The organism is Actinoplanes sp. SE50/110 (assembly GCF_900119315.1).
GTDB lineage: Bacteria > Actinomycetota > Actinomycetes > Mycobacteriales > Micromonosporaceae > Actinoplanes.
Window position 1 is genome coordinate 572,501 of the sequence record NZ_LT827010.1, and the last position, 16,659, is coordinate 589,159.

The 16,659-nt window shown below is 68.8% G+C and carries 11 protein-coding genes, 2 rRNA genes and 1 riboswitch (1 of these 14 running past the window's edge); of the genes, 12 read left to right on the top strand and 1 reads right to left on the bottom strand.

Annotation, left to right across the window (positions count from 1 at the left end):
- The 7 genes from ACSP50_RS02525 to ACSP50_RS02555 all read left to right on the top strand — a co-directional run.
- A 23S ribosomal RNA gene (locus ACSP50_RS02525) occupies window positions 1-1,934 on the top strand (it extends 1,140 nt beyond the left edge of the window).
- 114 nt (window positions 1,935-2,048) lie between these two features.
- Window positions 2,049-2,165 (top strand): 5S ribosomal RNA (gene rrf, locus ACSP50_RS02530).
- 134 nt (window positions 2,166-2,299) lie between these two features.
- Window positions 2,300-2,390, top strand: a riboswitch (ZMP/ZTP riboswitch).
- A gap of 20 nt (window positions 2,391-2,410) precedes the next feature.
- A complete protein-coding gene (locus ACSP50_RS02535; RefSeq protein ID WP_014687585.1) occupies window positions 2,411-3,841 on the top strand; it encodes a glycine hydroxymethyltransferase in 1,431 nt (476 codons plus the stop codon).
- Between the two features lie 418 nt (window positions 3,842-4,259).
- On the top strand, window positions 4,260-6,446 hold the full coding sequence (locus ACSP50_RS02540) for a discoidin domain-containing protein (RefSeq protein WP_014687586.1): 2,187 nt from the start codon (window positions 4,260-4,262) through the stop codon (window positions 6,444-6,446).
- Window positions 6,447-6,587: 141 nt separating this feature from the next.
- Window positions 6,588-7,610 carry a sugar ABC transporter substrate-binding protein gene (locus ACSP50_RS02545; RefSeq protein WP_014687587.1) on the top strand — a complete coding sequence of 341 codons (1,023 nt, stop codon included), beginning with the start codon at window positions 6,588-6,590 and terminating at the stop codon, window positions 7,608-7,610.
- Entirely contained in the window at window positions 7,583-8,632 is a 1,050-nt protein-coding gene (locus tag ACSP50_RS02550; RefSeq protein ID WP_014687588.1) for an ABC transporter permease, read from the top strand. Before ACSP50_RS02545 ends, ACSP50_RS02550 begins: the two co-directional genes overlap by 28 nt.
- Complete coding sequence (locus tag ACSP50_RS02555) at window positions 8,629-9,390, top strand: ATP-binding cassette domain-containing protein (RefSeq protein WP_014687589.1); 762 nt, start codon at window positions 8,629-8,631, stop codon at window positions 9,388-9,390. Before ACSP50_RS02550 ends, ACSP50_RS02555 begins: the two co-directional genes overlap by 4 nt.
- Window positions 9,391-9,435: 45 nt before the next feature.
- On the opposite strand, the gene ACSP50_RS02560 is transcribed toward ACSP50_RS02555, so the two are convergent.
- Window positions 9,436-10,581 (bottom strand): hypothetical protein, encoded by a 1,146-nt coding sequence (locus tag ACSP50_RS02560; RefSeq protein ID WP_014687590.1) that lies wholly within the window; start codon window positions 10,579-10,581, stop codon window positions 9,436-9,438.
- A gap of 79 nt (window positions 10,582-10,660) precedes the next feature.
- Here ACSP50_RS02560 and ACSP50_RS02565 point away from each other — a divergent pair, with 79 nt between their 5' ends.
- The 5 genes from ACSP50_RS02565 to ACSP50_RS02585 are packed head-to-tail and all read left to right on the top strand — an operon-like array spanning window position 10,661 to window position 16,643.
- Entirely contained in the window at window positions 10,661-12,619 is a 1,959-nt protein-coding gene (locus tag ACSP50_RS02565; protein WP_014687591.1) for a bifunctional diguanylate cyclase/phosphodiesterase, read from the top strand.
- Complete coding sequence (locus ACSP50_RS02570) at window positions 12,616-13,524, top strand: ABC transporter substrate-binding protein (protein ID WP_014687592.1); 909 nt, start codon at window positions 12,616-12,618, stop codon at window positions 13,522-13,524. Before ACSP50_RS02565 ends, ACSP50_RS02570 begins: the two co-directional genes overlap by 4 nt.
- A gap of 40 nt (window positions 13,525-13,564) precedes the next feature.
- Entirely contained in the window at window positions 13,565-14,179 is a 615-nt protein-coding gene (locus ACSP50_RS44745; RefSeq protein ID WP_014687593.1) for a TetR/AcrR family transcriptional regulator, read from the top strand.
- Window positions 14,176-15,075, top strand: coding sequence for an ABC transporter ATP-binding protein (locus ACSP50_RS02580; protein WP_014687594.1), 900 nt, complete (start codon window positions 14,176-14,178; stop codon window positions 15,073-15,075). The genes ACSP50_RS44745 and ACSP50_RS02580 overlap by 4 nt, the downstream gene beginning before the upstream one ends.
- Window positions 15,072-16,643, top strand: coding sequence for an ABC transporter permease (locus ACSP50_RS02585; protein WP_080127705.1), 1,572 nt, complete (start codon window positions 15,072-15,074; stop codon window positions 16,641-16,643). The genes ACSP50_RS02580 and ACSP50_RS02585 overlap by 4 nt, the downstream gene beginning before the upstream one ends.
- Window positions 16,644-16,659 lie beyond the last annotated feature (16 nt).

The following is a 16,659-nucleotide window of genomic DNA, read 5'->3' on the forward strand; positions in this document are numbered from 1 at the left end:
AGGTTGGCTTAGAAGCAGCCACCCTTTAAAGAGTGCGTAATAGCTCACTGGTCAAGTGGTTCCGCGCCGACAATGTAGCGGGGCTCAAGCACACCGCCGAAGCTGTGGCATTCACACTTGTGTGGATGGGTAGGGGAGCGTCGTGCAGCGGGTGAAGCGCCGGAGTGATCCAGGTGTGGACGCTGTACGAGTGAGAATGCAGGCATGAGTAGCGAATGAAGGGTGAGAACCCCTTCCGCCGGATGACCAAGGGTTCCAGGGCCAGGCTAATCCGCCCTGGGTGAGTCGGGGCCTAAGGCGAGGCCGAGAGGCGTAGTCGATGGATAACGGGTTGATATTCCCGTACCCGCAAAGAAACGCCCAAGACGAACCCATCTGTACTAACTACTTGATCAATTCAATGGCTTCGGCCGGCGATGCGGGAGACTAGGACCTTGGGTGGTAGTAGTTTAGTGATGGGGTGACGCAGGAAGGTAGATGATCCCGGCCGGTGGTTGTGCCGGGGTAAGCGTGTAGGCCGTACCGTAGGCAAATCCGCGGTGCATGTAGGCTGAGACGTGATGCCGAGCCGTTCTGGTGAAGTCATTGATCCTATGCTGCCGAGAAAAGCCTCTAGCGATGTTTCGAGCGGCCCGTACCCTAAACCGACACAGGTGGTCAGGTAGAGAATACCGAGGCGACGGGTGAACTGTGGTTAAGGAACTCGGCAAATTGCCCCCGTAACTTAGGGAGAAGGGGGGCCGGACGCGTGAAGCCACTTGCTGGTGGAGCGTGGTATGGCCGCAGAGAGCAGGGGGAAGCGACTGTTTACTAAAAACACAGGTCCATGCGAAGTCGTAAGACGATGTATATGGACTGACGCCTGCCCGGTGCTGGAACGTTAAGGGGACCTGTTAGCTCTTCGGGGCGAAGCGGAGAACTTAAGCGCCAGTAAACGGCGGTGGTAACTATAACCATCCTAAGGTAGCGAAATTCCTTGTCGGGTAAGTTCCGACCTGCACGAATGGCGTAACGACTTCCCCACTGTCTCAACCACAGGCCCGGCGAAATTGCAGTACGAGTAAAGATGCTCGTTACGCGCGGCAGGACGGAAAGACCCCGGGACCTTTACTATAGCTTGACATTGGTATCTGAATTCGATTGTGTAGGATAGGTGGGAGACTGTGAAGCTCGGACGCCAGTTCGGGTGGAGTCATTGTTGAAATACCACTCTGTTGGGTTTGGGTATCTAACTTGCGGCCCTGATCGGGTCGAGGGACAGTGTCTGGTGGGTAGTTTAACTGGGGCGGTTGCCTCCTAAAGGGTAACGGAGGCGCCCAAAGGTTCCCTCAGCCTGGTTGGCAATCAGGTGTTGAGTGTAAGTGCATAAGGGAGCTTGACTGTGAGACTGACGGGTCGAGCAGGGACGAAAGTCGGGACTAGTGATCCGGCACTTGCGTGTGGAAGCGGTGTCGCTCAACGGATAAAAGGTACCCCGGGGATAACAGGCTGATCTTCCCCAAGAGTCCATATCGACGGGATGGTTTGGCACCTCGATGTCGGCTCGTCGCATCCTGGGGCTGTAGCAGGTCCCAAGGGTTGGGCTGTTCGCCCATTAAAGCGGTACGCGAGCTGGGTTTAGAACGTCGTGAGACAGTTCGGTCCCTATCCGCCGTGCGCGTTGGATACTTGAGAAGGGCTGTCCCTAGTACGAGAGGACCGGGACGGACGAACCTCTGGTGTGCCAGTTGTTCTGCCAAGAGCACGGCTGGTTGGCTACGTTCGGAAGGGATAACCGCTGAAAGCATCTAAGCGGGAAGCTCGCTTCGAGATGAGGTATCCCACCACCTTGAGTGGGTAAGGCTCCCAGCTAGACTACTGGGTTGATAGGCCGGAGATGTAAGCACGGTAACGTGTTGAGTTGACCGGTACTAATAGGCCGAGGGCTTAACCACACCAAACTTTATGCTCGATATGCGTCCACTGTGTGATTCACAGCAAACGAACAACCACCCCGTACCCGGGAAATTCCGGGATGCGGGTTGCTGGTTGGTTCTGCTGATGGCTGTTTCGGTGGTCATAGCGGAGGGGAAACGCCCGGTTACATTCCGAACCCGGTAGCTAAGCCCTCCAGCGCCGATGGTACTGCACTCGGGAGGGTGTGGGAGAGTAGGACGCCGCCGGACTCAACTTCAGAAGAGGCCCACCCCGTCAGGGGTGGGCCTCTTCTTTTTTGTACCCACGAAGGGGGCCAATCCCCGGACAGTGGCCCGCGTCGCTGTTGATCGGTGTGCCGGGTCCGGCGGGCGCCGGTATGCTCGGGACAGGCCGTGACTGGCGCGTTCGGATGGTTGACCATCGGGGAGCGGCCTCGTCGAGATGACGACATGCCGTGCGCCTGGGCCTCTTCACTACGTGATAGGGAGGTCCCATGTCTGACGCTGAACTCAACGCCGAATCTGTTGCATTCCGCTCCGCCCTCGAGGTGGTCCGGTCGGTGGAGCCGCGGATCGCCGACGCGATCGCCAAGGAGCTGACCGATCAGCGGGAGTCGCTGAAGCTGATCGCCAGCGAGAACTACGCCTCGCCGGCCGTTCTGCTCGCCATGGGCAACTGGCTGTCCGACAAGTACGCCGAGGGCACCATCGGGCGCCGGTTCTATGCCGGCTGCCAGAACGTGGACACCGTCGAGTCGGTGGCCGTCGAGCACGCCAAGGCGCTGTTCGGGGCGCCGTACGCGTACGTGCAGCCGCACTCCGGCATCGACGCGAACCTGGTGGCGTACTGGGCGATCCTCGCCGACCGGGTCGAGGTGCCGTACCTGAAGAAGTTCGAGAAGCGGCAGATCAACGACCTGACCGACGCCGAGTGGGCCGAGCTGCGGCAGGCGTTCGGCAACCAGCGGCTGCTCGGCATGTCGCTGGACGCCGGCGGGCACCTCACCCACGGCTTCCGGCCCAACATCTCCGGCAAGATGTTCGACCAGCGGTCGTACGGGGTGGACCCGGCCACCGGGCAGATCGACTATGCCGCGCTGCTGGAGACCGCCAAGGAGTTCAAGCCGACGGTCATCGTCGGCGGCTACTCGGCGTACCCCCGCAAGGTGAACTTCGCGAAGATGCGGGAGATCGCCGACGCGGTGGGCGCGACCTTCATGGTCGACATGGCGCACTTCGCCGGCCTGGTCGCGGGTGGCGTGTTTACCGGCGACTACAACCCGATCCCGCACGCGCACATCGTCACCACGACCACCCACAAGAGCCTGCGCGGCCCGCGCGGCGGCGCCGTGTTCTGCCAGCCGGAACTCTCCTCGCAGGTCGACCGGGGCTGCCCGATGGTCCTCGGCGGCCCGCTCCCGCACGTGATGGCGGCCAAGGCGATCGCGTTCGCTGAGGCGCGGCGGCCGGAGTTCGCGACGTACGCCCAGCAGATCGTCACCAACAGCCAGGCGCTGGCCGAGGGTCTGCGCCGGCGCGGCGTCCAGCTGGTCTCCGGCGGCACCGACAACCACCTGGTGCTGCTCGACGTGCACCCGTTCGGGCTCACCGGGCGGCAGGCCGAGCAGGCGCTGCTGGACAGCGGCATCGTCACCAACCGCAACGCCATTCCGTCCGACCCGAACGGCGCCTGGTACACCTCCGGCATCCGGGTCGGCACCCCGGCCCTGACCAGCCGGGGCCTCGGCGTCGCCGAGATGGACCAGATCGCCGAGCTGATCCACACCGTGCTGGCCGGCACCACCCCCGACCCGACGTCGAAGGCCAAGTTCACCCTCGACCCGGCGCTCTCCGAAAGTATCTCCAAGCAGGCGTCCGAGCTGCTCTCGCCGTTCCCGCTCTACCCGTCGGTCAACCTGGGCTGACCCCGCCGCACTGGCGGAACCCGTCGTGGCCTACCCGGCCGCGGCGGGTTTCGTGCTTTCCGGAGTGCCGGATCGGCGGCGAACCCGGTGCGCGTCGGCGCTCCCACGGACGCTGCTGATTCGTACGGCAATAATGTGTTAAAGGTTTTTTGCGAGTTGTTGCGGGGCTTGGCGGAACCGGTTCCGGAAGAGGTGTTATCGCCCGCGGCCCGGGGCGTCGACGCGCCTCTAATCAGGACCGTGGCCTGCGGAAACGTAGTGGTCGCCAGCTCGGGACATCGATTTCCGGGTCGGGTCGTCACCGGTTCCGGAACCTCGCAACATTCTGGACATCGATTGGTAACGACTCTTAGCGTCGTGGCCGGGTGAGCGCTCTCCCAAGACCTGGTCCCCCGTCCCGTCCACCTAGGAGACCCCCATGAGACGCTCCCGCTGGCGGAGCGGCGCGATCGTCGGCCTCACGGCCGCGGTCGTCGCCGGTTATGCCGCGATCACCATGACCGGCGCATCGGCTGCCGAGACGCTGCTGTCGCAGGGCAGGCCCGCGACCGCGTCGTCGACCGAGGCGGCCGGCGCCTACCTCGCCTCGGAAGCCGTCGACGGCAACACCGGCACCCGCTGGTCGTCCGCGTTCTCCGACCCGCAGTGGCTGCAGGTCGACCTGGGCAGCACCCAGGCGATCACCCGGGTCGAGCTGAACTGGGAGACCGCGGCCGCCAAGGCGTTCCAGATCCAGGTGTCGGACAACGCCGCCGCCTGGACCCCGATCTACTCGACGACCACCTCGACCGGGGGGAACCAGTCGCTGACGGTGAACGGTTCCGGTCGCTACGTCCGGATGTACGGCACCCAGCGGACCACCGGCTACGGCTACTCGCTGTGGGAGTTCAAGGTGTACGGCGGTGGCGTCGTCACCCCGACCCCGTCGACCACCCCGAGCGGGCCGGCCCTGCCCGGTGGTGGCAGCCTCGGCGCCCAGGTCACCGTCTTCGACCCGACCATGTCGAGCGCGACGATCCAGGCCCGGGCGGATGCGATCTTCAAGCAGCAGGAGACCAACCAGTTCGGCACCCAGCGCAACCTGCTGGCGTTCAAGCCGGGCACCTACAACGGCCTGAACATCCAGGTCGGCTTCAACACCTCGGTGATCGGTCTCGGTCAGAACCCGGACGATGTCCGGATCAACGGTGACATCACCGTGGACGCCGGCTGGTTCAACGGCAACGCCACCCAGAACTTCTGGCGCTCGGTCGAGAACATGTCGCTGTACCCGGTCTCCGGCGCCGACCGGTGGGCGGTCTCGCAGGCGGCCCCGTTCCGCCGGATGGACGTACACGGTGACCTGAACCTGGCGCCGAACGGCTACGGCTGGGCGTCCGGCGGCTACATCGCCGACACCCGGATCAGCGGCGTCGAGGGTCAGTACTCGCAGCAGCAGTGGTTCACCCGCAACAGCCGGATCGGCTCGAACTCCAACGCGGTGTGGAACCAGACCTTCGTCGGCGTGCAGGGCGCCCCGGCGCAGAGCTTCCCGAACCCGCCGTACACCACGATCGGCACCGCCCCGGTGATCCGGGAGAAGCCGTACCTGTACCTCGACGGCAGCGACTACGCCGTCTTCGTGCCCAGCCTGTCGACCAACTCGTCCGGTGTGAGCTGGGCGAACGGCAACACCCCGGGGACCAGCATCCCGCTGAACCAGTTCTACGTGGCGAAGCCGGGCGACAGCGCGGCGACGATCAACCAGGCGCTGGCGCAGGGCCTGAACCTGATCTTCCAGCCGGGTGTGTACCACGTGAACCAGACGATCACCGTGAACCGGGCGAACACCGTGGTGCTCGGCCTCGGCTACGCCACCATCATCCCGGACAACGGGGTCACCCCGCTGCAGGTGGCCGATGTGGACGGTGTGAAGGTGGCCGGCCTGCTCTTCGACGCGGGCACCACCAACTCGGCGAACCTGCTGGTGATCGGCCCGAACGGGAGCAGCGCGAACCACGCGGCGAACCCGACCACGGTGCAGGACGTGTTCTTCCGGATCGGCGGCTCGATCGCCGGTAAGGCCACCAACAGCCTGCTGGTGAACAGCAACAACACGATCATCGACCACATCTGGGCGTGGCGCGCCGACCACGGCAACGCCGGCACCTACGGCTGGACCGTCAACACGGCCGACAGCGGCCTGATCGTGAACGGTCAGAACGTGACCGCGTACGGCCTGTTCGTCGAGCATTACCAGAAGTATGAGGTGGTGTGGAACGGCAACGGCGGTAGGACCTACTTCCTGCAGAACGAGCAGCCGTACGACCCGCCGTCCCAGGCGGCCTGGCGCAGCGGCGCCAACGGTTACGCCGCGTACAAGGTGGCCGACTCGGTGACCAGTCACGAGGCGTGGGGCCTGGGCAGTTACTGCAACTTCACCGCGGACTCCACCATCCACTCGAACAACGGCTTCGAGGTCCCGGTGAACTCCGGGGTCAGGATGCACGACCTGCTGACCGTCTCGCTCGGCGGGGCCGGCGTGATCGACCACGTCATCAACAACACCGGCGCCGCGGCGCAGGGCACCGCGACCGTCCCGGTCTATCTGGCCAGCTTCAACTAAATTCGCCGCACCGGATCGGGGGTCGCCGGCCGGCGACCCCCGATCACTTTGTGCAATCGGCGCGCAACATCGTGTTGACACCGCGGAAGCCGGAGGCGTCTACTCCAAGGCAACGTTGTCCCTCGATGTAGCGGAGGCAACATGCGCAGGCTGATGGCGGTCGCGGGGTGCGTGACGCTGGTGCTCGCCGGCGCGGCCTGCAACCGCGGCTCGGGCGACCCGGTGGTCGGGCTGATCACCAAGACCGACACGAACCCGTTCTTCGTCACCATGAAACACGGCGCGCAGCACGCCGCCCAGCAGCAGGGTGTCGACCTGCAGACCTTCGCCGGCAAGGTGGACGGTGACAACGAGGCGCAGGTCCAGGCCATCGAAAACCTTATTTCGTACGGGGCCAGAGGCTTCCTGATCACCCCGAACGACTCGAAAGCCATCGTGCCGTCGCTGGACCGGGCGCACAAAGCGCACATGCTGGTCATCGCGCTGGACACCCCGGTCGACCCGGCGAACGCCGCAGACGCCACCTTCGCCACCGACAACTACCAGGCCGGCAAGCTGATCGGCCAGTGGGCCAAGGCGAAGTTCGCCAAGGACGGCAAGCCGGCGAAGATCGCGATGCTCGACCTCAACCCCAACCAGGTCTCCGTCGACGTCAAGCGTGACCAGGGCTTCCTCGACGGATTCGGCGTCCCGGTCGGCGACCCGAACCGGATCGGCGACGAGAACGACCCGCGCATCGCCGGGCACGACGTCACCGACGGCAACGAGGACGGCGGCCGGACGGCGATGGAGAACCTGCTGCAGCGGGATCCGGCGATCAACCTGGTCTACACGATCAACGAGCCGGCGGCGGCCGGGGCGTATCAGGCGCTCAAGGCGGCCGGCAGGGAGAAGGACGTCACCATCGTCTCGATCGACGGCGGCTGCCCGGGCGTCGACAACGTCGCCGGACAGGTGATCGGGGCGACCTCGATGCAGTTCCCGATCAAGATGGCCGAGCTCGGCGTGGAGGCGATCGCGAAATACGCCAAGGACGGCACGAAACCGCAGAACACCGCCGGGAAGGACTTCATCGACACCGGCGTGCAACTGATCACCGACGACCCGCAGGCCGGCGTGGAGGCCAAGGACTCCGCGTGGGGCAAGCAGAACTGCTGGGGGTGAAAGGCATCATGTCGACCACGGCCACTGACTTCGACGTACGAAAGCATGATTCGCTGGGTCTGCGGGTGCAGCACACGCTGCACGGCAACCCGGTGCTCGGCCCGCTCGCCGTCCTGATTCTGGCGATCGTCGCCTTCTCCATCGTGAACACCCGATTCTTCGCCGCGGCGAATCTGTCGCTGGTCCTGCTGCAGGTCACCGTGATCGCGACGCTCGCACTCGGGCAGACGCTGATCATCCTGACCGCCGGCATCGACCTGTCAGCGGGGGCGATCGCGGTCTTCTCGTCGATCCTGATGGCGCAATTCTGCGTCAAGGCCGGGATGCCCGGCCTGATCGCGCTGCTGCTGGGCCTGGCCTGCGGCACCGCGATGGGCGCGATCAACGGGATGCTGGTCACCCGGATCAAACTGCCGCCGTTCATCGTCACGCTCGGCACGCTGACCATCTTCTTCTCCCTGAACTCGGTGGTCAGCAACAGTGAAACGGTCCGTGGATCGGACATGCCGCACCTGATGACGTGGACCGGGGACGCCATCGCGATCGGGAACTTCCAACTGACGTACGGCTCCATCCTGATGCTGTTGCTCTTCGCCTATTTCTATTACGCGCTGGGGCGGACAGCGTGGGGCCGGCACGTCTATGCCACCGGCGACGACGCCGAGGCGGCCCGGCTCGCCGGCATCCGCACCGGCCGGGTGCTGTTCTCGGTCTACACGGTGGCCGGGCTGCTCTACGCGGTCGGCGGCTGGATCCTGATCGGACGGCTCGCCTCGGCCAGCCCGAACGTCGGCACCGAGTACAACCTGGACTCGATCACCGCGGTCGTGCTCGGCGGGACCAGCCTCTTCGGCGGGCGCGGCGGGGTGATCGGGACGCTGATCGGCGCGCTGATCGTCGGCGTCTTCCGCAACGGGCTGCAACTGGCCGGCGTCGAGGTGGTCTGGCAGGGCTTCGCCATCGGCCTGCTGGTCCTGGTCGCCGTGTCGCTGGACCAGTGGATCAGGAAGGTCAAATCATGACGACACCGGTCTTGGCGGCGAACGGGCTGACCAAACGCTACGGGCGGGTGGTGGCGATCGACGGCAGCGACCTGGAGCTGCTGCCGGGCGAGATCCTCGCCGTGATCGGGGACAACGGGGCCGGCAAGTCCAGCCTGATCAAGGCGCTCTCCGGGGCGCTGATCCCGGACAGCGGGGAGATCCGCCTGGACGGGCAGCCGGTGCAGTTCCGCAACCCGATGGAGGCGCGGTCGGCCGGGATCGAGACCGTCTACCAGACCTTGGCGGTCGCTCCGGGGCTGGACATCGCGGACAATCTGTTCCTCGGGCGCGAGGAGCGGCGGGCCGGCCCACTGGGATCGATCTTCCGGATGCTGGACCGGCGGAGGATGCGCGAGGAGGCCGCCCGGCACATGAGCGAGCTCGGGGTGGCGACCCTGCAGAACATCGGGCAGGCCGTCGAGTCACTCTCCGGCGGGCAGCGGCAGGCGGTGGCGGTGGCCCGGGCCGCGGCGTTCGGCAGCAAGGTGGTGATCCTCGACGAGCCGACCGCGGCGCTCGGCGTCAAGGAGGGCAACCGGGTGCTGCAGTTGATCCGGGATGTCCGGGACCGCGGGCTGCCGGTGATCCTGATCAGTCACAACATGCCGCACGTGTTCGAGGTGGCCGACCGGATCCACATCCAGCGGCTCGGCCGGCGGATCGCGGTGATCACGCCGGCCTCGCACTCGATGTCGGACGCGGTGGCCATCATGACCGGGGCGGCCCCGGCCTCCTGACCGGTTGTACACACGTTGCCCACAGGGTTATCCACAGGCCCGAGGTCAATGGAAGGTGGCGATCCGGTGGTGGGTGGCGCCACCGACCATGGTGAAGTCGCCGCCCACCGCGAGGGCGCCGAGGGCCCGGCTGGCGGCGATCGCGCGGACCCCGTGCACGCCGTTGGCCTGCGGCGCCCAGTCGGACAGGTCGCCGTCGGCGTCGATCGCGGCCAGCTTCACCCGGGACCGGGAGTCGTCCGAGCAGTCGCCGAACTTGTCGACGTTCGCACTGGTGCAGGCCCGGTCGAAGTGACCGCCGACGTAGGCGGTGCCGTCCAGCGCGGCGACCGCCTGCACATCCCCGTCGAAGGTGCGGGACCAGCGCAGCCGGCCGCCGCTGGTCCACGATTCGGCGCGGCCGCCGAGCCCGCCCAGACCGGCGTAGACGCCTCGGCCGTCGGCCGCCACCGAGTACACGACCGCGGTCGGCTGCGGCCGGAAACCCTGGACCAGGTCGCCGCTGACGGCGTCGACCGCGGTCAGGCGCCCGGTGGAGCGCATCTCGTTCGTACGATGGAAACTCCCGCCCAGATACACCCGGCGCCCCGCCGTGGCCAGCGTGTACACCGTCGCGTCCGCACTCGGCTGCCAGTCGTCGTCGAGCGTGCCGTCGCCGATCCGGAACGCGGCCAGCCGGGTCCGCTGCGCGCCGTCCACCGCGGTGAAGTCGCCACCGAGGTAGAGCCGGCCGTGCGCCACCGCCAGCGCCCGCGGATAGCCGTCCAACTCGTGCGCGAAGCCGCCGACCGCGCCGGAGTCCGCATCGAGCATGGCCACCGCGTCCCGGGCCGCCCCGGACACCGTGCCGAAGTCGCCGGCCGCGTAGACCGCGTCCCCCGCGACGGCCAGCGCCCGCACCGTCCGGTCCGCGGTCGGCGCCCAGTCCAGCAGGTCGCCGGTGCGCGCGTCGAACGCGGCCAGCCGCTGTCGCCCGACCCGGCGCCCGTCGGTGGTCGCCGCCGTGAAGTCGCCGCCGACGTAGACGATGCCGCCGCGGAACGCGACCGCGTAGACCGAGCCGTTGAACCGGGGCAGCTCCGGCGACCGCGCGCCGACCGGCGCGGCCCTGGCCGGTGACCAGCCCAGCAGCACCGCGACGAGGGCGACGGCGGCGAGGAGCACGAGTCGCGGCTGCGGAGAGATACGCATGCCGGGTCAAACGGCGCGGCAGCCACCCGGGATGCGGTGAAACTCTCAGTCGGTACCGTCCGACGTCGATCAGTCCCGCATGCGGTTGCGCCGAGTCCGACGGCGAGCAGGCGTCCGGACCAGCTCCCGCCTGTTCGCCACCTACGCCGCTGCCAGCCTGATCCCGGTGATGGTGCTGGGCGCGGTGATGTGGCAGGGCTACCGCCGGGACGCCGCCGAGCAGGGTCGCCGGCAGGGCCTGGCCCAGGCCGCGGTGATCGCCGAGATGGCGGTCGCCCCGGCGCTCGACGGCGCCGACCTGAATGCCGGCCTGACCGGCACCGAGCTGGAGGACATGCGGCTGGCCACCCAGTTGGCCCTGTTCAACGGGTCGGTGCTGCGGCTGCGGGTGCGCGGCTTCGCCGGCCAGGTGGTGTTCTCCGACGACGGCTCGACCGGCGGCGGCGTGCCGACCACCGATCCCGATTTCCGGGCCGCCACCGCCGGGCAGTCCCGGGTGAAGGTGATCGGCGACCACGGCAGCGAGGTGATCCGGGTGGTGCAGCCGCTGGTCGCCAGCGCCTCCGGGCAGGCCATCGGGGTGCTTGAGTTGTACCTGCCGTACCAGGGGATCGCCGCCCAGATGCGGGCCCAGCTGACCCGGTTCGCCCAGCGGGTGGCCGGCGGGCTGGCCGCCCTCTACCTCGTGCTGGCGCTGCTGGCCGGCTGGACCACCCGGTCACTCGGCCGGTATGCCGCCCGCCAGGAGTATCACGCCAGCCACGACATGCTGACCGGCCTGCCGAACCGGGCCGCGTACCGTCGGCACGCCGAGGCGATCCTCGAGGTGGCCGCCCGCGACGGCGGCCACGGCGCCGTGGTGCTGCTCGACCTCAACCGGTTCAAGGAGGTCAACGACACCCTGGGCCACCACGCCGGCGACGAGCTGCTGCGGGTGGTGTCCGAGCGGATGCGCGCCGGCCTGGCCGAGGGTGACCTGCTGGCCCGGCTCGGCGGCGACGAGTTCGCGATGCTGCTGCCCGGCCGCGACGTCGCCCAGGCGGTCGCGGTGCTGACCGGGATCCGTGCCCGGGTCGCCGAGGAGCTGGTCCTCGACGGCGTGCCGCTGAACATGGAGGCCAGCTTCGGCGTCGCGCTGTACCCGGAGCACGGCACCGACCTGCAGGACCTGAAGATGCGCGCGGACGCCGCGATGTATCAGGGCAAGCGTGGCACCGAGGACATCGTGGTGTATGCCGGCGGGGCGACCGGGCACCCGCACCAGTGGCTGAAGATCCAGGCCGAGCTGCGGCACGCGCTGGAACGCGACGAGCTGGTGCTCTGGTACCAGCCCAAGGTCGGTCTGCCGAGCACCGAGATCAACGGTGTGGAGGCGCTGGTCCGCTGGCAGCACCCGGAGCGCGGGCTGCTGCCGCCCGGCGAGTTCCTGCCGGCCGCCGAACACTCCGGGCTGATCGCGCCGCTCACCGAGTGGGTGCTGCGCCGGGCGCTGGCCGACCAGGCCGGGTGGACCGCCACCGGGCGGGACTGGACGCTGTCGGTCAACGTGTCGGCCCGCAACCTGGACGCGCCCGGCTTCGTCGGCTACGTCGCCGCGCTGCTGGCCGAGACCGGTGCCCGGCCGGACCGGCTGATCCTGGAGGTCACCGAGACCGCGCTGGCCGGCGACGCGGACAACGCGGTGCGGGCGGTCCGGGAACTGGGCGCCCTCGGTGTCGGCATCTCGGTCGACGACTTCGGCACCGGGTACACCAGCCTGTCGCACCTGCGCGGGCTGCCGATCAGCGAGATCAAGGTGGACCGGGCGTTCGTCGCCGACGTGGACCACGATCCGCAGAGCCAGGCCATCGTCCGCTCGGTGATCGAGCTGGCGCACGGTCTGGGCAGCCGGGTCACCGCCGAGGGCGTGGAGACCACGGCGATCCACGCCTGGCTCGTCGAGGCCGGCTGCGACGAGGGCCAGGGCTACCTGTACGGCCGCCCGGTGCCCTGGCCGCAGGTCGCCGTCGAACCGATCACCGAGAGGAGCCTGCGATGAACGTCGTCCGTCGTGCCCTGACCGTCTCCGGCCTGCTGGCCGTGCTGGCCGCGGGCGGCTGCACCGCCGCCGCGGAGGACGCCGGGACCACGGCCAGCGGCCTGGACCTCACCGGCGCGGTGACCGTCGACGGCAGCCTGCGCGCCAAGCTGCCACCGGCCGTGCGCAACCGGGGTTTCATCCGGTTGGTGACCGACGCCAGCTACGCGCCGATGGAGTATTTCGCCGCGGACGGGCGCACCATCATCGGTTTCGAGCCGGACCTCTCCGCCGCGCTCGGCGGGGTGCTGGGCATCCGGGTGGAGACGGTGGCCGGCGACTTCGCCACCGCGATCGACGAGGTGGACAAGGGGACGTACGACGGGGTGTTCTCGTCGATGACCGACACCGCCGAGCGGGAGAAGAAGGCGGACTTCGTCGACTACTTCAGCACCGGCACCTCGATCCTGGTGCAGCGCGGGAACCCGGACCACATCCGGAACCTGGCCGATCTGTGCGGCCGGACGATCGCCGTGGAGACCGGCACGTTCCAGGAGGACATGCTCCGGCGCCGGCAGAAGGGCTGCGCCGGGGAGCCGATGACCATCGACGTGCGCAAGACCAACGCGGATGCGCTGGTGCGGCTGCGCACCGGGCGGGCGGTGGCCGTGCTCAACGACTTCCCGCCGGCGTCGTACCTGGTCAGCCAGGTGAAGACGAACCTGTACTACGAGCTGGCCTCGGACATGCAGTACGAGCCGGGACTGTTCGGGATCGCCGTGTCCAAGGACAACTCCGCGCTGCGGGACGCGCTGCAGGGCGCCCTCGCGCGGCTGATCCGGACCGGCACGTACGGCGAGTTGCTGCAGCGCTGGAACCTCGGTTCGGGAGCGGTGACGGAGGCGACGGTGAACGGCGGGAATTGATGCCTGTTGTGGCTACACGTGTGTGTAGTAGCCTACACGTGTGAGTAGTGACAGCGACCTGACCGCCCGGGCCCGGATCCGGGACGCCGCCATCCGGCTCTTCGCCGAGCGGGGCATCGACGGCGCCACGATCCGGGAGATCGCGCAGGCCGCCGGGGTCTCCTCCGGGCTGTTGCGGCACCATTTCGGCTCCAAGGAGGGGCTGCGCGACGCGTGCGACGAGTGGGCCATGAGCCGCGTCGCCGAGCTGCAGATCCGGTTCGCCGAGACCCGGATCATCGGCGCCCTCCCGCCGGACACCATGAGCCTGCAGCGCTACCTGGTGCGCTCGCTGATGGACGGCTCGCCGGCCGGGATGAGGATGTTCGCGGAGTCGGTCGACCGCGGTGGCCTCTGGCTGGAGCGGACCGGCATCGACAGCGCCGACCCGCGCGCGTTCGTGGCCGTCGTCGCCGCCATGAAGATGGGCATGTTCCTGATGCACGAGCAGCTCGGTGAGGTGCTCGGGGAGAGCGTCAGCGAGATGCCCGGCTGGCTGCGGATGATCCGCGCCGCCGTGGAGATCTTCCAGCAGCCGCTGCTCACCCCGGAACAGGCCGACCAGGCGAGAAAAGCACTGGATCGGCTGGCCACCCACGAAGGGGAGCAGCCATGACCGAGGCCATCGACGCCGCCGGACTGATCAAGCGGTTCGGGAAGGTCACCGCCCTCGACGGGCTCGACCTGCGGGTCCGGACCGGTGAGGTGCACGGATTCCTGGGGCCGAACGGGGCCGGCAAGACCACCGCGATCCGAATCCTGCTCGGGCTGACCCGGCTCGACGGCGGCCGGGCCCGGCTGCTCGGCGGCGATCCGTGGGCCGACGCGACGACACTTCACCGGCGCCTGGCGTACGTGCCGGGCGACGTCACGTTCTGGCCCAACCTCACCGGCGGCGAGGTGATCGACCTGCTCGGCCGGCTGCGCGGCGGGCTCGACCGCCGTCGTCGCGACGACCTGGTCGAGCGCTTCCAGCTCGACCCGCGGAAGAAGAGCCGCACCTACTCCAAGGGCAACCGGCAGAAGGTCGCGCTGGTCGCCGCCCTCGCCTCGGACGTCGAGCTGCTGCTGCTGGACGAGCCGACCTCCGGGCTGGACCCGCTGATGGAGGAGGTGTTCCGCGAGGTGATCCTGCAGGAGAAACTGCGCGGCGACCGGACCGTGCTGCTGTCCAGCCACATCCTGGCCGAGGTCGAGGCGCTGTGCGACCGGGTGACGATCATCCGGGCGGGCCGCGCCGTGGAGACCGGCACCCTGGCCGACCTGCGGCACCTGACCCGCACCACGATCCGCGCCGAGCTGACCGGCCCGGTCAACGGCCTGGCCGGGATCGCCGGCGTGCACGACCTGAGCACCGCGGACGGGCGGGTGGCCTTCGACGTCGACGCCGAGGCACTCGAACCGGCGCTGCGGTCGCTGGTCGCGGCCGGGGTACGCAGCCTGGTCAGCCAGCCGCCGTCGCTGGAGGAGCTGTTCCTGCGCCACTACGCCCACGACGAGGCCGGGAAATGACCGGGCTGGGCGGGCTGCTGCGGCTGATCCTGCGCCGCGACCGGGTGATTCTGCCGCTCTGGGTGCTGCTGCTCGGCCTGCTGCCCCGGGTCTACCTCACCGGCTTCGAGAAACTGTTCGCCACCGACGCCGACCGGCTCAACTATGCGCACCTCAGCGCGGCCAACGCCGGCTTCGTCGCGCTGTACGGGCCGCTGTCCGGCGACAGCATGGGTGAGCTGGTGGTCTGGCGGGCCGGGTTCCTTCCGGTGATGATCGGGCTGGCCGCCCTGCTCACCGTGATCCGGCACACCCGGGCCGAGGAGGAGGCCGGGCGCAGCGAGCTGATCCGGGCCACCGTGGTCGGCCGGTGGGCGCCGTTCGCCGCCGCCCTGCTGGTCACCCTGACCGGCTGCCTGATCGTCGGCGTGCTGGTGACCGTGACGATGATCGGCGGCGGGCTGCCGGTCGCCGGCTCGGCCGCCTTCGGCGCGGTGTTCACCCTCAGCGGCTGGCTGTTCGCCGGGGTCGCGGCGATCGCGGCGCAACTGACCAGCGGCGCCCGCGGTGCCCGCACCATCGCGGTGCTGGCCCTGGGCGTCTCCTACGTGCTGCGGCTCGGCGGCGACATCTCGGCGCAGGGCGACGGCCGGCTCGGCCGGCTCTCCTGGCTCTCGCCGATCGGCTGGGTGCAGCGGATCTTCCCGTACGGGGCGGACGACCCCTGGCCGGGCCTGCTCGCCCTGCTCGGCACCGGCGCGACCGTCGCCGTCGGCGCCCGCCTGCTGGCCCGCCGCGACCTCGGGTCCGGCCTGATCGCCGACCGGCTCGGCCCGGCGCACGCCGACCGGGCGCTCGGTTCGCCGTTCGGCCTGGCCTGGCGGCTGCACCGGGGGCCGCTGCTCGGCTGGACCGCCGGCTTCGGCGCGCTCGGGCTGGTCTTCGGCGGGGTGGGCACCAGCGTGGTGCAGCTGTCCCGGGAGAGCAGCGGGGTCAGCGACGTGTTCAGCAGGCTCGGCGGCAGCGGGACGGTCACCGACGCGTACTTCGCCACCACCGCCGGGCTCTGCGGGCTGGTCATCTCGCTGTACGCGGTGCAGGCCGCCCTGCGGATGCGCGACGAGGAGCAGACCGGCCACGCGGAGCTGATCCTCGGCACGCGAGCGAGCCGGGTCGGCTGGGCTGCCGGTCACCTGCTGTTCGTGCTGCTCGGGCCGGTGGTCGCGCTGGCCGTCGAGGGCCTGCTGGCCGGGCTGGCCTTCGGTGAACCGGGCCGGGTGCCGGCCGCGTCGCTGGCCCAGGCACCCGCGGTGTGGGTGCTCGGCGCGATCGCCGTGCTGCTGGTCGGCGCGCTGCCCCGGCACTCCGCGGCGGCCTGGGGCTCGGTGGCGATCTGCCTGCTGGTGCTGCTGGTGGGCGGGCTGCTCGGGATGCCGCAGTGGGTGCTGGACATCTCGCCGTTCACGCACGTGCCGCAGCTGCCCGCGGCGGGGTTCACCGTCGTACCGGAAATCGTCCTGATCCTGATCGCCGCCCTGCTGTCCGGAGCCGGGCTGACCGCCCTGCGCCGCCGCGACATCCCCGCCTGAAAGGCGGCCGGTCGGC

What these genes read in the sequence shown, in the direction of transcription:
- ACSP50_RS02565 (WP_014687591.1), top strand. Translation starts at nt 10,661, where the DNA reads ATGCGGTTGCGCCGAGTCCGACGGCGAGCAGGCGTCCGGACCAGCTCC.
- ACSP50_RS02535 (WP_014687585.1), top strand. Translation starts at nt 2,411, where the DNA reads ATGTCTGACGCTGAACTCAACGCCGAATCTGTTGCATTCCGCTCCGCC.
- ACSP50_RS02545 (WP_014687587.1), top strand. Translation starts at nt 6,588, where the DNA reads ATGCGCAGGCTGATGGCGGTCGCGGGGTGCGTGACGCTGGTGCTCGCC.
- ACSP50_RS02555 (WP_014687589.1), top strand. Translation starts at nt 8,629, where the DNA reads ATGACGACACCGGTCTTGGCGGCGAACGGGCTGACCAAACGCTACGGG.
- ACSP50_RS02580 (WP_014687594.1), top strand. Translation starts at nt 14,176, where the DNA reads ATGACCGAGGCCATCGACGCCGCCGGACTGATCAAGCGGTTCGGGAAG.
- ACSP50_RS02540 (WP_014687586.1), top strand. Translation starts at nt 4,260, where the DNA reads ATGAGACGCTCCCGCTGGCGGAGCGGCGCGATCGTCGGCCTCACGGCC.
- ACSP50_RS02585 (WP_080127705.1), top strand. Translation starts at nt 15,072, where the DNA reads ATGACCGGGCTGGGCGGGCTGCTGCGGCTGATCCTGCGCCGCGACCGG.
- ACSP50_RS02560 (WP_014687590.1), bottom strand. Translation starts at nt 10,581, where the DNA reads ATGCGTATCTCTCCGCAGCCGCGACTCGTGCTCCTCGCCGCCGTCGCC.
- ACSP50_RS02570 (WP_014687592.1), top strand. Translation starts at nt 12,616, where the DNA reads ATGAACGTCGTCCGTCGTGCCCTGACCGTCTCCGGCCTGCTGGCCGTG.